Here is a 14,445-nt window from a genome sequence, read left to right as displayed (position 1 = left end):
GGGCGATCAATTCGCCTCTAAAAGGGGATCGAGCGCACGCACATGCTCGACTTGCCAGCCAAGCGGAACCACGTCCCCGACGGCGAGCGCGGGATCGAGCTCGGCAATCGGCTGTTTCACGAAGAAGTCGTTCTTGCCGCAGACTTCCAGGCGAACCCGGACGTGGTCGCCCAGATAGATGAATTCCGCCACCCTCCCTGAGAAGCGGTTGACACATTGTTCGCTGACGCCATTGAGGCTCACCCGCTCCGGACGGATCGACAGGGTCACCGGCTCGCCGGGCTGGCCGACGTTCACCGCCAGGGCCTCGACTTTCTCGCCGCGCGCCAACTCCACCAGGCAACGATCGCCGGTGTGGCTGTGCAGGCGACCGTTGAGACGGTTGTTTTCGCCAATGAAGTTGGCGACGAAGGTATTTTTCGGCTCTTCATACAGGGTGCGTGGTGGGGCGATTTGCTGGATCTCGCCCTGGTGGAACACCGCCACGCGGTCGGACATGGTCAAGGCTTCGCCCTGGTCGTGGGTCACGTAGACCACGGTCACGCCAAGGCGCTGGTGCAGGTGCTTGATTTCCATCTGCATGTGTTCGCGCAATTGCTTGTCCAGCGCGCCGAGGGGTTCGTCCATCAGCACCAGCTGCGGCTCGAACACCAGCGCCCGGGCCAGGGCTACCCGCTGCTGCTGGCCGCCGGACAATTGCGCCGGGTAGCGTTGGGCGAAGCTGTCCAGCTGGACCATGCTCAGGACGCGCTTGACCCGATCGCTTACGTCGCTCTTGTTCAAACCACGCACAGTCAGTGGGAAGGCGAGGTTCTCGGAGACGGTCATGTGCGGGAACAAAGCGTAGTTCTGAAACACCATGCCGATGTCGCGCTTGTGCGGCGGCACATTATTGATCGAGCGCCCGGCCAGCAGGATCTCGCCGGCGGTTGGGGTTTCAAACCCGGCGAGCATCATCAGGCTGGTGGTCTTGCCGGAGCCGGAGGGCCCGAGCAGGGTCAGGAATTCGCCTTTGCGAATGTCCAGGTTGAGGTCTTTGACGATCAGGTTCTCGCCGTCGTAGCTCTTTTGCACACCACGAAAGCTGACCAGCACATCACTGGCCCCCGCGCTTGAATCGACCTGGCTCATACCCGCACCTTTTGTTTTGATGACTGCTTGTGAATCAAGCCTAGTGGAGCCTGGGGGCCGCGCAAATCGGGGGGCAGGAGAGAATCGCCTCAGCCGGATGGAAGAGTCGGGGTAGGGATTGCCCTACAAGGATGGCGGGATTGGATAAGGACAGTGGCGAGTTTCAAACGGCAAGCTGCAAGCAGGGGCAAAAAGCGCTGTTGTGGGGTGTCGCAAATGGATATGCAGACACATCTCTTCTGTGGGAGCGGGCTTGCTCGCGAAGGCGGTGTATAAGTCGACAGATGTGTTGGATGTCAGACCGCCTTCGCGAGCAAGCCCGCTCCCACAGAGGAAATTGCGGAGTTTAGAGCAGCTTGTGCTCCATGGCGTACTTCACCAGCTCGGCCAGCGAGGTGATGTTGAGCTTTTGCATCAGCCGCGCCTTGTGGGTGCTGATGGTCTTGCTGCTCAGGGCCAGTTGCTGGGCGATGTCGTTGACGTTGGCACCCTGGGCCAGGCGTTCGAAGACCGAGAATTCGCGTTCGGACAACAGCGAGTGCAGCGGCCGCGTATCGGTGAGGCCGACTTCGAAGACCATGCGGTCGGCCAGGTCCGGGTCGATGTAGCGTCCACCGGCCGCGACCTTGCGAATCGCCATGAGCAGCAGGGCCGGGTCGCTGTCCTTGGTCGCGTAGCCGGCGGCGCCGACTTTAAGCGCGCGAGCAGCCATTTGCGCTTCATCATGCATCGACAGCACCAGGATAGCCGGCGGATTGTTCAGCGCCCGGATCCGTGGGATCGCCTCCAGGCCGTTGACCCCCGGCATGGAAATGTCCAGCAGCACCACTTCGCAGGGCACGTGACGCAGGGTCTCGAGCAATTGTTCGCCATTGCTCGCCTCCCCTACCACCACCAGATCCTTGGCCAGGCCGATCAACTGCTTGATGCCTTCGCGGACAATGGTGTGGTCTTCGGCTACCAGTACACGGATCACATTGCTCTCCAGATTCAGGATCTCATCGCGAACGGGTTCGCAATGGCTACTTTACGCTCGACATCCTTGCAAGCCGATACACCGCTTTCGCGAGCAAGCCCGCTCCCACAATGGATCGGCGGTAAACACACATCTTGAATCCACCCCGATACAAGGTGGGAGCGGGCTTGCTCGCGAAGGCGCCAGCCCAGGCAACCCAAGACCATCAGGCCTCATGCAGCGGCACCCGCACCGACAGGGTCGTCCCCTCCCCCGGCTCGCTGTCCAAGGTCAATTGCCCACCCATGATCAGCACCCGTTCACGCATGCCGACCAGGCCAAAGGACGTCGGCCGGCTCGTATCGGCAATAAATCCTACACCGTCGTCGCTGACCGTCAGACATAAATCAGCACCTTGCTGGACCAGCGTCAACTCCACGGTATGCGCCTGGGCATGGCGCATCACGTTGGTCAGCGCCTCCTGGAGAATCCGAAACAGGCCGATGGCCTTGGCGTCGCTCAGGGTTGGCAGGTTGTCCGGCACCTGCACCAGGCAAGGAATCTGCGTACGCGCCTCGAAGCGCCGGGCCTGCCATTCGATGGCCGAGGCAATGCCCGCATCCAGGATGGGCGGGCGCAACGCCGTCGCCACGTCCCGCACCAGTTGGAACAACTGGGCAATCAGGCGCTTCATGCTGTTAAGCCGCTCCTGCAGACCCGGGTCGAGTTGCGCATAGGCCAACTCACACATGGATGTTTCAAGCTTCAACACCGTCAGCATCTGGCCCAGCTCATCATGAACTTCCCGGGCAATACGGGCCTTTTCCTCTTCCCGCACACTCTCCAAGTGTGCCGACAATTCGCGCAATTGCTCCCGGGAGCTGGCCAGCTCCAGCTCGATGCGCTTGCTGTTCGTGATGTCCCAAACGATACCGTCCCAGACGTAGGCGCCATCCTCGAGGCGACGGGTGATCGCCTTGATCTCGGCCCAACGTTCCTGGCCTTCGCGGGTCAGGATACGGCCCTGCCAGGACCAGTCACTGTCGGTATCCAGCGCCTGGTCCTGGGTACGGTGGTAATCGGCCTTGTCCTGCGGGTGCACCAGGCTGCGCAGCCCAGTGTCGCTGCGGGCCAGGATTGCAGGGGAATAGCCCACCAGGCTTTCGCTGCCTTCGCTGATGTAGGCGAAGTCGATCTGGCTGGTCACCGGCGCCCGCTCCAGGCGAAAGACCATGCCCGGCACATTGGCGGCGATCCCTTGCAACCGCGCCTCACTTTCGCGCAACGCCGCCAGCGCACGTCGGCGTTCGGTCACGTCGTTGAGGTAGACCACCAAATATTCGGCGTCGCGAAAACGCAGGAAGCTCAGGGAAACGTCGGCCGGCAGGATGCTGCCATCGGCTCGCACGCATTCGGTCTCGAAACTCTGCGGTCCGTCTTCACTGGCCCGGGCGCGCTTCCACAGGTTCAGCCAGCGATCCATGTGCAAGCCCGGTTCGAAGTCAATCAGGGGCCGGTCAATAATGGCGCCCGAGGCGTAGCCGAGCATGGTTTCGGCCGCTCGGTTGGCATAACGCACGTGGCTGTCCCAATTGACCCAGAGGATGCCCACCGTGCTTTGATCAATGGAGAACTGCGTCAGGCGCAAGGCCTCCTCGCTGGCCGTACGCTGGGCGATGTCTTCCCGCGCGGTACGCAGTCGGCGCTCCAGGCCGCGTTGCTGGCGGCGCTGCCAGAACACGATGGCGACACTGCTGAGCAGCAAGGCCAGGATCAACAGGGTCAGGTTCTGCCAGAAACCCGGGGTTTCGGTCAGGCGCGGGTATTTGGGCTTGAGCCAACGGCTGTGCAGTTGCTCCAGCTCCTTGGCCGGGATTGCCTGCAAACCGCTGTCGATGATCTCGGCCAGTTCCGGCCAATCCCGGCGTGTGGCGACCCGCAGCAGCTGCGGCAGGCCAATGTCGCCCACCACCGCCAGCTCGGCGAATTCGGGTTCGACCATCAGTCGTCCAAGTTGCGCCTCGTCGACCACCGCGTATCGGGCCTGCTGGGTCAGCAGCAATTGCAGGGCCTCGCGCTCCAGCGGCACACCTTGCAGATTCAGTGTCGGGTAGTTGCTGCGCAAGTAATCAGCCGTGGCGCTGGGCATGCGCACGGCGACGCGGGCCTGGGCGTCGAGTTTTTCCAACTCCACCCCCTCGGCGCCCTTCTGCGCTCCGACGATCAATTGCGGCACACGCATGTAGGGGTTGGAGAACTGCCAGAGCTTGAGCCCGCCCGGGGACTGGGTCAGGCCGGGAGCGATGTCCACCTCACCCGCGCGCACCGCGGATTCCAGTTGCGCCACGTCCTGGAAATTGCGCCAGGTCAGCTCGACGTTCAATGCCTTGCCCAGCCATTGCATCAACTCGACGTTGGTGCCGGACAACCGCTGCAAGCGTCGGTCGTATTGCGCATAAGGCGCCTGCAAGACCAGGCCGACCCGCCATTGTGGATGTTGCACCAGCCATTGGCGCTGCCCTGCATTCAATTGCACCCCAGGCGACGACGGCGCGGGGGCGGCCCACGCCATCAAGGGAAGCCATAAACAGCCGATAACCCACAGGCAGCAAAAACGCATCATTGAAGTCTCATGCACTGACAAATACTGACCAACCCATTAGGCTGCCGGAAATACTTCTGGTCATGGAATATCCGATGCCCTTTGTTTATCGCCTGGCATTGCCAGCATTGTGCCTGTCGCTGATCCTGCCAAGTGCCTTTTCTGTCCAGGCCAGCGAAACGGCCCCCGTCGCCGAGCAACCTGCCGAGGAGAAACCCGTCGAGCGCCAACCCTTGCTCGAGCGTAGCCAGGAGGAAGCGACGGCACTTGAACGAAAGGTTCCCCCCCAGGAACAGCAACAGTTGCAGACCGGCAGCGACACCTTCCTGGCGCTGTGGAAACCGGCCAATACCAGTGACCCCAGGGGTGCGGTCATCATAATCCCCGGTGCCGGCGAAACGGCTGACTGGCCTCAAGTCGTCGGCCCATTGCGTAAAAAACTGCCCGATGCCCAGTGGAGCAGCCTGAGTATCACCCTGCCGGACCTGCAAAGCGACGTCATTGCACCGCGCGTGGTGGAAGCGCCGCCCGAGACCAAACCGGCCGACGCCGTTGCAGCGGCACCGGACGCGACCACTTCAGCGCCGATCGAACAGGTTGCCGGCGGCGAAGCCGATGCGGTAGAGCCAGTCGTTGCCCAAGCCGATGAAGAACACACCAGGGCCGATGCCGAGCGCATCTTTGCCCGCATCGACGCGGCGCTGGCCTACGCCGAACAGCAAAGCGCACGCCGCATCGTGCTGCTGGGCCATGGCACCGGCGCCTATTGGGCCGCGCGTTACTTGAGTGAAAAACAGCCCTCGCAAGTCGAACGCTTCGTGATGGTGGCCGCCCAGACGCCAGTCACCGCCAAGCCTGGCCTGGCCGAACTGACCCCGACCTTGAAACTGGCCACCGCCGATATTTTCTACATGGACAAGGCGTTGGATCGCAACGCGGCGCTGGAGCGCTTGCAGGGAAGCAAACGCTTGAAAGGTTCCACATTCAGCCAAGTGTCCCTCAAGGCCCTGCCGAACCGGTCGGCGGAGCAGGAACAGCTGTTTCGGCGGGTGCGGGGTTGGTTGGATCCGCAGAAGGTGGGGGAGTAAGGGCTAGTCCAGCGTGTGCGCCCACCATCCACCGTGGCGAGGGAGCTTGCTCCCGCTGGACTGCGAAGCGGTCCTGAGACCAGGCGCCGCCGCTCTTCAAAGAACGATCGCGTGAACCGGATTGCGGACTGCTGCGCAGCCGAGCGGGAGCAAGCTCCCTCGCCACAGAGGCGGTGAGGCTAACGAAAATCCCGTCGCTCGCGAATCAACCGATAGGCGTTATGCAATTCCCGGGTTCTATCGGTGGCTTCACGCACCTGCAAGGGTGTCGCACCGCTGCCGGCAATCTTGTCCGGGTGATGCCGACTGAGCAGGCGCCGATACGCGCGCTTGATCTGCGACGGTTCGCTGGTGGCCGAAACCCCCAGCAGGCGCAAGGCCTCCTGATAGGTCACGCCGACGTTGGGCCGCGACAGTTTCTGCGGTTCGTAATCAGCCGCCAACGCCTGGACCTGTTGCGGCGTCCAGCCCAACCAGCGTCCCCATTGGGTCACCAGTTCTCGCTCGCCGACACCGGCGCGTCCGTCGGCCCAGACCATCCGCCAACAGGCGCGCAACACCCCTTCGGCCGCATGGGGCTGGGCGGCCAGGCGACGCATATAGCCGCGCAAGCGATCGTTGCCGGACTTGCCCCGGTTGAACGCCGCGATGGCCCGGCGTTGCGCCGATTCGCTCAAGTCCAGCGCCCGCATCTCCTGGCGAGCCTGCTGGATATGGCCATCGACCACACGCCCGTCGCATTTGGCCAGGCGTCCGAGCAACACAAACAATAATTCGTCGTTGCGTAACGCCGGGCGTCCGCCTAGACGCTCACGTATTTGCGCCCAACCCTGCAGGTTCAGGCGCCGGTCCAGCGCCTGCCCTAACAACGCGCCGAGCATGGCCCCCGGGATGCTGGCTATGGCAAAGCCCGCCCCGGCTCCAATCAGAGTCCCTGGCCACCACATATCAACCGCTCGCTTCTATCAAGGTTTCGACCTGCGCCAAACGTTCATGGGTACCGACATCGACCCAATGCCCTTTCAGGTGCTCGCCACTGACGCGCCCCTCGGCCATGGCCGTGCGCAACAGCGGTGCAAGCTTGAAGGCACCGTCCGAGCAACCATTGAACAATTGCGGATGCAGGACGGCGATGCCGCTATAGGTCAGGTTGTCGGCAGGTGTTTGCCCATCGTGAACCTTTCCGTCGACCAGGGTGAAATCACCGCCCGGGTGATGCTCGGGATTATCGACCAGCACCAGGTGCGCCAGTCCTTCCAGCGGCTTGCGCAATACACTGAAATCGTAATCGGTCCAGACATCGCCGTTCACCACCAAAAACGCGTCATCGCCCAGCAGCGGCAAGGCCCGAAAGATTCCACCGCCGGTTTCCAGCGGCTCGCCTTCGGGGGAAAAACGGATGTTCACGCCAAACCGTGAACCATCCCCCAAATGATCTTCGATCTGCTGGCCGAGCCAGGCGTGATTGATCACGACCTCGGTGAAACCGGCCTTGGCGAGCGCCCGCAAGTGGTATTCGATCAAGGGCACGCCACCCACACGAATCAACGGCTTTGGCGTGGTCAGGGTCAAGGGGCGCATGCGCTCGCCCTTGCCCGCGGCCAGGATCATCGCTTTCATGCCGTTTCCCCGGCCGATTGCCGCAGGCTGCCAAGCAGCTCATCGAGCGGTGCCAGCTCAGGACGACGGGCAATGACCGCTTCTATATAGGCAAAGAAACGCGGCACATCGCCGAGGTAACGTGGCTTGCCGTCACGATGGCAAATGCGCGCGAAGATCCCGATGACCTTGAGATGACGCTGCACGCCCATCAAATCGCTGGCCCGCAGGAAATCCTCAAGATCCGGCTGGACGGGAATACCCAGGGCGCCGGCCTGCTGCCAGTAACGCTCCAGCCAACCGTGCACCCGCGCCTCGGGCCAACTGAGGAAGGCATCCTTGAACAGGCAGGTCACGTCATAGGTCACCGGGCCATAGACCGCATCCTGAAAGTCCAGCACGCCGGGGTTCGGCACGCTGAGCATCAGGTTGCGCGGCATGTAGTCGCGGTGCACCAGCACTTTGGGCTGGGCCAAGGCGCTGTCGATCAGCAGCTCGGTGGCTTGCTGCCAGAGTTGCTGCTGGGCCGAATCGAGTTCGATGCCCAACTCGCGCTTGACGTACCACTCGGGAAACAGTTCCAGCTCTCGACGCAGCAACGCGACATCGTAGCTCGGCAGCGGCGCGACCATCGGCAGTTGCTGAAAAGCCAACAAGGCTTGCAGGGCATCTGCGAATAAATCGTCGGCATTTTCACCGTCGATCACGTCCAGATACGTCTGGTTGCCCAGGTCGTTGAGCAAAAGAAAGCCGCGTTCGAGGTCTTCGGCATAAATTTTCGGCACGTTGATGCCGGATTTCGCCAGTAAAAAAGCAATATCCACGAAGGGTTTGCAGTTTTCCTGGGGCGGCGGCGCATCCATCACGATCAACGTGCGGCCCTCGCCTTCCCAGCGGAAATACCGCCGGAAACTCGCGTCACTGCTGGCGGCGGTCAACGTGGCCGGGGGTACAGCCCCCCACCCCTGTTGAGTGAAAAGGATCGGCAGCTGTTCATCGAGCCAAAGTTTCAGGTGTTGCAAGCGTACATCTTGGTCGGGCATTGCAAGGGTCTCCGACGGCGCTAGCCGTCAAGCGGGTCATGCTTTATTATCCAGCATCTTTTTCAGACCATCGAGAGGCGTGCGGCCCACACCGCGGGCAGATGGCACGCAGGAAGCCCGGACTAATAAGATGGCATTGAAATCCCCCGCGTTTCGTAAAAAATTTCCGTTGCTGGTCACCGGCAGTCTGCTGGCCCTGCAACCCCTGGCCTCTTCATTCGTCGTCGCGGCGCAGCAGTATGACTGCTCCGTCTCCGCTTCGGGTGCCTGGGACTGCGCACCCAAGACACCGGCCGCCGCGTTGCCGCCGCGTCCCGTGCATGATGGCAGTGCGGTTTCCGACAGCGGCGCTGCTCCGGCCGACAGCGGCTCGGGCGAGGAAGCCGGCGAAAAGCCGATGCTCGTGACCGAAGCCAAGGGCCGTGGCCTGAAGTCGCGCAGTGCAGACTACAGCCACCTGGATTGGGTTCCACGCGAGAACCTCACCCCGGCGCAACTGGCTGAAACTGGTCCTTACTGCGCGGGTGCCTATATCGAGCCGACGCGTCCTGGCATGGATGACAAGACGGCCAAGAGCGATGCGCCCACCTTCCTCGGCGCCAAGGCGTCGCGCTATCAGCAGGAAGAACAGGTGGCGACCCTGGCCGGCGACGTGGTCATGCGCCAGGGCAGCATGCAGGTCGAGGCCGACGAGGCCAGCCTGTACCAGGCCGAGAACCGTGGCGAGCTGAGCGGCAACGTGCGGGTTCGCGACAACGGTGCGCTGATCGTCGGCGACCACGCCGATGTGCAACTGGACACCGGCGAAGCCAAGGTCGACAACGCCGAATACGTGATGCACAAATCGCGCATCCGCGGTAACGCGCTGTACGCCAAGCGCGCCGAGAACGCGATCATCCGCCTCAAGGACGGTACGTACACCACGTGCGAGCCGGGCAGCAACGCCTGGACACTCAAGGGCAACAACATCACCCTGAACCCGGCCACCGGTTTCGGCACCGCGACCAACGTGACGCTGCGGGTCAAGGACTTCCCGGTCCTGTACACGCCGTACATCTATTTCCCGATCGACGACCGTCGCCAGTCCGGCTTCCTGCCGCCGACCATCGGCACCAGCAGCGACACCGGCTTCCTACTGGTCACCCCGTACTACTTCAACCTGGCGCCGAACTACGACGCCACGTTGTACCCGCGCTACATGGCCAAGCGCGGCCTGCTGATGGAAGGCGAGTTCCGCTACCTGACCAAGTCCAGCGAAGGTCAGTTCGGTGCTGCGTACCTCAACGACGAAGACGATGAGCGCAGCGGGCAGAGCGACTACGACAAGACCCGCTACATGTACAACTGGCAGCACAAGGGCGGCCTCGATTCCCGCGTGCTGACGGAAGTCGACTACACCAAGATCAGCGATCCGTACTATTTCCAGGACCTTGAAAGCGATCAGATTGGTATCGAGTCCAATGATCGCGTCAATCAGCAAGGGATCGTCAGCTATCGGGGGGACAACTATGTTGCCCGCTTGAATGCACAGGCTTACCAGCTGGCGACGATTTCGAAGATCACACCGTATAATCGCCTGCCTCAGATCACCTTTGACGGATCGCTGCCTCAGCATCCGTACGGCCTGGATTTCGCTTACAGGACGGAGTTGGTTCGGTTTGATCGAGATTTGCGGACTGGTGTCTACACTGACGAAGACGGTAATACCGAGGACCGGCTGGACACTAACGTTCGCGGCCTGGCACGGGCTAACGGCAATCGCCTGAACCTGGCGCCGGTCATGAGCCTACCGATGGAAGCAAGCTATGGCTTCATCAAGCCGTCGCTCAAATACCAGTACACCCAGTACGATCTGGACTTGGATAGCACCGGCAAGTCGCAAATCGCCGCACAATCGGCCGAGGCTGATCGCCTGCGCGGCACCTACAGTGGCAGCCAGAGCCGCGGCGTTCCAATCGCCAGCATCGACAGCGGCCTGTACTTCGACCGGGACACCCAGTGGTTTGGTAGCAACTACCGTCAAACCCTGGAGCCGCGCCTGTTCTACCTCTATGTCCCAGAGAAAGATCAAAGCGACATTCCGGTTTTCGACACCGGCGAATCCACCTTCAGCTATTCCTCGCTGTTCCGGGACAACCGTTTCTCCGGCTCCGACCGTGTCGGCGACGAGAACAAACTGTCCTTGGGCGTGACCAGTCGCTGGATCCAGGAAAACGGTTTCGAGCGCCAGCGCGTCAGTGTCGGCCAGGCCTTTTACTTCAAGGACCGCGAAGTTCAACTGCCAGGCATCGACTTCAACACGCGTGAAGATGCCAAGTCAGACGTATCTCCATACGCACTGGAGTACGAATTCCGCTGGAACCGTGACTGGCGCACCACGGCTACCTACAACTGGGATCCGGACACCCACAGCCCTCGCTCGGGCAGCGCGATGTTCCACTACCAGCCAGAAGACAACCCGAACAAGGTCATCAACGCCGGTTATCGCTATCGCAACGACCAGGTCCGTTACGACCAGACTACGGGTCAATGGTCCGTGGGCGGTGGCGACTACGGCACGCCAGGCACACCTGGCTACGTGAAGGACTACTACAAGATCAAGCAGCACGACTTCTCGGTCATCTGGCCGATCGTGCCACAGTGGAACCTCATCAGCCGCTGGCAGTATGACTACAACCGCAACCGTACCCTGGAAGCCTTCGGTGGTTTCGAATACGACAACTGCTGCTGGAAACTGCGCCTGATCAACCGTTACTGGGTCGACTACGAAGAGTTCAGTCAAGCCGCCCCGGAAAACGAAAAAGGCGACCGCGGCATCTTCCTCCAAATTGTTCTGAAGGGACTCGGCGGCCTGACTGGCGCCAAGGTAGAGAGCTTCCTCGACAAAGGCATCCAAGGTTATCGTGAACGTGAAGACCAAGCTTTCTGATTGTCTGCGCCCGCTGATGTTGGGCGCGCTGTTCCTGGGTACCGCAGCCAACGCCGCGGTACAGTCCATCGACAAGGTAGTGGCCATCGTCGACAACGACGTAGTCATGCAGAGCCAACTGGACCAGCGCGTCCATGAAGTGCAGCAAACCATCGCCAAGCGCGGCGGAGGCCTGCCGCCTCCAGGCGTGCTGGACCAGCAAGTGCTCGAACGCCTGATCGTCGAAAACCTGCAATTGCAGATCGGCGAACGTTCCGGCATCCGCATCACCGATGAAGAACTGAACCAGGCCGTCGGCACCATTGCCCAGCGCAATAACATGAGCATCGACCAGTTCCGTGCCGCCCTGGCTCGCGACGGCCTCTCCTACGAGGACGCCCGCGATCAGATCCGCCGCGAAATGGTCATCAGCCGTGTGCGCCAGCGCCGTGTCGCCGAACGCATCCAGGTGTCGGAACAGGAAGTGAAAAACTTCCTCGCCTCCGACTTGGGCAAGATGCAGCTTTCCGAAGAGCTGCACCTGGCGAACATCCTGATTCCTACCCCGGAAAGCGCTAACTCCGAAGCCATCCAAAGTGCTTATCGCCAGGCAATGGATGTCTACCAGCAGCTCAAGCAAGGGGCCGACTTCGGCCAGATGGCCATTGCCAAGTCGGGCAGCGACAACGCCCTGGAAGGCGGCGACATGGGCTGGCGCAAGCCCGCTCAATTGCCGCCTCCGTTCGACCGCGAGCTGAGCGCCATGGCCGTCGGCGACATCACCCAGCCAGCACGTACCCCAGGTGGCTTCATTATCCTGAAAGTGCTGGAAAAACGCGGTGGCGGAACCCAGGTCCGTGACGAAGTCCATGTTCGCCACATCCTGATCAAGCCAAGCGAGATTCGCAGCGAAGCCGAGACCAAGCGTCTGGCGGAGAAACTCTACGACCGCATCGAAGCGGGTGAAGACTTCGCCGAACTGGCGAAGAGCTTCTCGGAAGACCCGGGTTCGGCCCTCAACGGCGGCGACCTGAACTGGGTGGACCCAAACGCCCTGGTTCCCGAGTTCCGCCAGGTCATGGCTGATACGCCGCAAGGCCAGCTGTCCAAGCCGTTCAAGAGCCCTTATGGCTGGCACGTACTGGAAGTCCTCGGCCGTCGCGCCACCGACAGCACCACCCAGGCGCGCGAACAGCAGGCGATGACCGTATTGCGTAACCGCAAATACGACGAAGAGCTGCAAACCTGGCTGCGTCAGATTCGCGACGAAGCCTACGTTGAAATCAAACTTCCTGGTGCAGACCAGGCAGCGCAGTGAAACCCAAGCGTTTCGCGCTGACACCCGGCGAACCAGCCGGCATCGGTCCCGACCTGTGCCTGCTGCTCGCCTCGCAACCCCAGCCGCATCCCCTGATTGCCATCACCAGTCGCGACCTGCTCCTTGAGCGGGCCGCGCAACTGGGGGTGGTCGTCGACCTGTTGCCGGTGACGCCGCAGGCCTGGCCGGATATTCCAGCGCCCGCCAATAGCCTGTACGTCTGGGATACGCCGTTGGGCGCCCCGGTCGTCACCGGGCAATTGGACCAGGCCAACGCCGCGTTCGTCCTGCAAACCCTGACCCGCGCCGGTCAAGGCTGCCTGGATGGGGCGTTCGCAGGCATGATCACCGCGCCGGTGCACAAGGGCGTGATCAACGAATCCGGGATTGCCTTTTCCGGGCACACCGAATTCCTGGCGGAGCTGACCCACACCGCGCAAGTGGTGATGATGCTCGCCACTCGTGGCCTGCGCGTGGCCCTGGTGACCACTCACCTGCCCTTGCGGGACATCGCCGACGCCATCACCCCGGAACGCCTGGAACGGGTCACGCGCATCCTGCACGCAGACCTCCAGGAAAAATTCGGCATCGCCCGACCGCGCATCCTGGTCTGTGGACTCAACCCCCATGCCGGTGAAGGCGGACACCTGGGCCGAGAAGAAATCGACATCATAGAACCCACGTTGGAGCGCTTGCGCAGCGAGGGCATGGACCTGCGTGGCCCGCTGCCTGCCGACACTCTGTTTACCCCCAAATATCTGGAGCACTGCGATGCGGTGCTGGCGATGTACCACGACCAGGGCCTGCCCGTGCTGAAATACAAAGGCTTCGGCGCGGCAGTCAACGTGACGTTGGGCCTGCCGATCATCCGCACCTCCGTGGACCATGGCACCGCCCTGGACCTGGCCGGCAGCGGCAAGATCGATACCGGCAGCCTGCAAGTCGCGCTAGAAACCGCCTACCAGATGGCCGAGACCCATTTATGACCGAGCAATACCAACACCGCGCGCGCAAGCGCTTCGGCCAGAACTTCCTGCATGACGCCGGCGTGATCGATCGCATCCTGCGTTCCATCCGGGCCAAGCCCGACGACCGCTTGCTGGAAATCGGGCCGGGCCAGGGCGCCCTGACCGAGGGCCTGCTCGACAGCGGCGCACAACTGGACGTGGTGGAGCTGGATAAAGACCTGGTCCCGATCCTCAACCAGCAGTTCGCCGGCAAGAGCAACTTCAACCTGCATCAGGGCGACGCGCTGAAGTTCGACTTCAATAGCCTGAACGCCGCGCCGAACAGCCTGCGGGTAGTGGGCAACCTGCCGTACAACATTTCCACGCCGCTGATCTTCCATCTGCTGAGCAATGCCGGCCTGATCCGCGATATGCACTTCATGCTGCAAAAAGAAGTGGTCGAACGTCTAGCCGCCGGCCCTGGTGGTGGAGACTGGGGTCGCCTGTCGATCATGGTCCAGTACCATTGCCGGGTCGAACACCTGTTCAACGTAGGCCCGGGTGCATTCAACCCGCCACCGAAAGTCGACTCGGCCATCGTTCGCCTGGTGCCTCATGCCGTCCTGCCGCACCCGGCCAAGGATCATCGCCTGCTGGAGCGGGTGGTGCGCGAAGCGTTCAACCAGCGCCGCAAGACCCTGCGCAACACCTTGAAACTGTTGCTCAGCAGCGCCGAAATCGAAGCCGCCGGCGTTGATGGCAGCCTGCGCCCCGAGCAGTTGGACCTGGCGGCGTTCGTACGCTTGGCCGACAAACTCAGCGAACAGGCCGCCCCGCAAGCCGACGCCAACTGA

General features: G+C 62.0%; 11 protein-coding genes. 5 read left to right on the top strand and 6 right to left on the bottom strand.

Annotation, left to right across the window (positions count from 1 at the left end; translation table 11 throughout):
* Positions 1–6 precede the first annotated feature (6 nt).
* From J3P88_RS03175 to J3P88_RS03165, 3 genes are all read right to left on the bottom strand, one after another.
* Positions 7–1,131 (bottom strand): ABC transporter ATP-binding protein, encoded by a 1,125-nt coding sequence (locus tag J3P88_RS03175; RefSeq protein WP_053125916.1) that lies wholly within the window; start codon positions 1,129–1,131, stop codon positions 7–9.
* A 346-nt stretch (positions 1,132–1,477) separates the two neighbouring features.
* Positions 1,478–2,107, bottom strand: a complete 630-nt coding sequence (locus J3P88_RS03170) for a response regulator (RefSeq protein ID WP_003206156.1) — start codon at positions 2,105–2,107, stop codon at positions 1,478–1,480.
* 205 nt (positions 2,108–2,312) lie between these two features.
* On the bottom strand, positions 2,313–4,709 hold the full coding sequence (locus J3P88_RS03165) for a PAS domain-containing sensor histidine kinase (protein WP_434573974.1): 2,397 nt from the start codon (positions 4,707–4,709) through the stop codon (positions 2,313–2,315).
* A 74-nt stretch (positions 4,710–4,783) separates the two neighbouring features.
* Here J3P88_RS03165 and J3P88_RS03160 point away from each other — a divergent pair, with 74 nt between their 5' ends.
* On the top strand, positions 4,784–5,776 hold the full coding sequence (locus J3P88_RS03160; RefSeq protein ID WP_434573972.1) for an alpha/beta hydrolase family protein: 993 nt from the start codon (positions 4,784–4,786) through the stop codon (positions 5,774–5,776).
* Positions 5,777–5,955: 179 nt separating this feature from the next.
* On the opposite strand, the gene J3P88_RS03155 is transcribed toward J3P88_RS03160, so the two are convergent.
* The 3 genes from J3P88_RS03155 to J3P88_RS03145 are packed head-to-tail and all read right to left on the bottom strand — an operon-like array spanning position 5,956 to position 8,418.
* A complete protein-coding gene (locus J3P88_RS03155; protein ID WP_434573970.1) occupies positions 5,956–6,723 on the bottom strand; it encodes a TerB family tellurite resistance protein in 768 nt (255 codons plus the stop codon).
* A gap of 1 nt (position 6,724) precedes the next feature.
* Positions 6,725–7,396: an N-acetylmuramate alpha-1-phosphate uridylyltransferase MurU gene (gene murU / locus J3P88_RS03150; RefSeq protein WP_186729595.1), complete on the bottom strand. Its 672-nt coding sequence runs from the start codon at positions 7,394–7,396 to the stop codon at positions 6,725–6,727.
* Positions 7,393–8,418 carry an aminoglycoside phosphotransferase family protein gene (locus J3P88_RS03145; protein WP_434573968.1) on the bottom strand — a complete coding sequence of 342 codons (1,026 nt, stop codon included), beginning with the start codon at positions 8,416–8,418 and terminating at the stop codon, positions 7,393–7,395. Before J3P88_RS03145 ends, murU begins: the two co-directional genes overlap by 4 nt.
* Before the next feature lie 130 nt (positions 8,419–8,548).
* Between J3P88_RS03145 and J3P88_RS03140 the strand changes: the two genes are divergently transcribed.
* From J3P88_RS03140 to rsmA, 4 genes are read left to right on the top strand one after another with little or no spacing between them, the layout of a single operon-like run.
* Positions 8,549–11,347, top strand: a complete 2,799-nt coding sequence (locus J3P88_RS03140) for an LPS-assembly protein LptD (RefSeq protein ID WP_434573966.1) — start codon at positions 8,549–8,551, stop codon at positions 11,345–11,347.
* Complete coding sequence (surA, locus tag J3P88_RS03135) at positions 11,328–12,644, top strand: peptidylprolyl isomerase SurA (RefSeq protein WP_139197732.1); 1,317 nt, start codon at positions 11,328–11,330, stop codon at positions 12,642–12,644. Before J3P88_RS03140 ends, surA begins: the two co-directional genes overlap by 20 nt.
* The gene (pdxA, locus tag J3P88_RS03130) at positions 12,641–13,630 is read left to right on the top strand and encodes a 4-hydroxythreonine-4-phosphate dehydrogenase PdxA (protein WP_186729596.1); all 990 of its coding nucleotides are present in this window, start codon (positions 12,641–12,643) and stop codon (positions 13,628–13,630) included. Before surA ends, pdxA begins: the two co-directional genes overlap by 4 nt.
* Positions 13,627–14,445, top strand: a complete 819-nt coding sequence (rsmA, locus tag J3P88_RS03125; protein WP_186706966.1) for a 16S rRNA (adenine(1518)-N(6)/adenine(1519)-N(6))-dimethyltransferase RsmA — start codon at positions 13,627–13,629, stop codon at positions 14,443–14,445. The genes pdxA and rsmA overlap by 4 nt, the downstream gene beginning before the upstream one ends.

Origin of the sequence: Pseudomonas sp. Z3-6 (genome assembly GCF_051131985.1) — a bacterium.
GTDB lineage: Bacteria > Pseudomonadota > Gammaproteobacteria > Pseudomonadales > Pseudomonadaceae > Aquipseudomonas > Aquipseudomonas zanjanensis.
This window is presented reverse-complemented; position numbering and strand designations above follow the sequence as displayed.

Coding starts and splice junctions, on each gene's coding strand:
- J3P88_RS03175 (WP_053125916.1), bottom strand. CDS start 1,131: ATGAGCCAGGTCGATTCAAGCGCGGGGGCCAGTGATGTGCTGGTCAGC.
- J3P88_RS03165 (WP_434573974.1), bottom strand. CDS start 4,709: ATGATGCGTTTTTGCTGCCTGTGGGTTATCGGCTGTTTATGGCTTCCC.
- J3P88_RS03160 (WP_434573972.1), top strand. CDS start 4,784: ATGCCCTTTGTTTATCGCCTGGCATTGCCAGCATTGTGCCTGTCGCTG.
- J3P88_RS03155 (WP_434573970.1), bottom strand. CDS start 6,723: ATGTGGTGGCCAGGGACTCTGATTGGAGCCGGGGCGGGCTTTGCCATA.
- murU (WP_186729595.1), bottom strand. CDS start 7,396: ATGAAAGCGATGATCCTGGCCGCGGGCAAGGGCGAGCGCATGCGCCCC.
- J3P88_RS03145 (WP_434573968.1), bottom strand. CDS start 8,418: ATGCCCGACCAAGATGTACGCTTGCAACACCTGAAACTTTGGCTCGAT.
- J3P88_RS03140 (WP_434573966.1), top strand. CDS start 8,549: ATGGCATTGAAATCCCCCGCGTTTCGTAAAAAATTTCCGTTGCTGGTC.
- rsmA (WP_186706966.1), top strand. CDS start 13,627: ATGACCGAGCAATACCAACACCGCGCGCGCAAGCGCTTCGGCCAGAAC.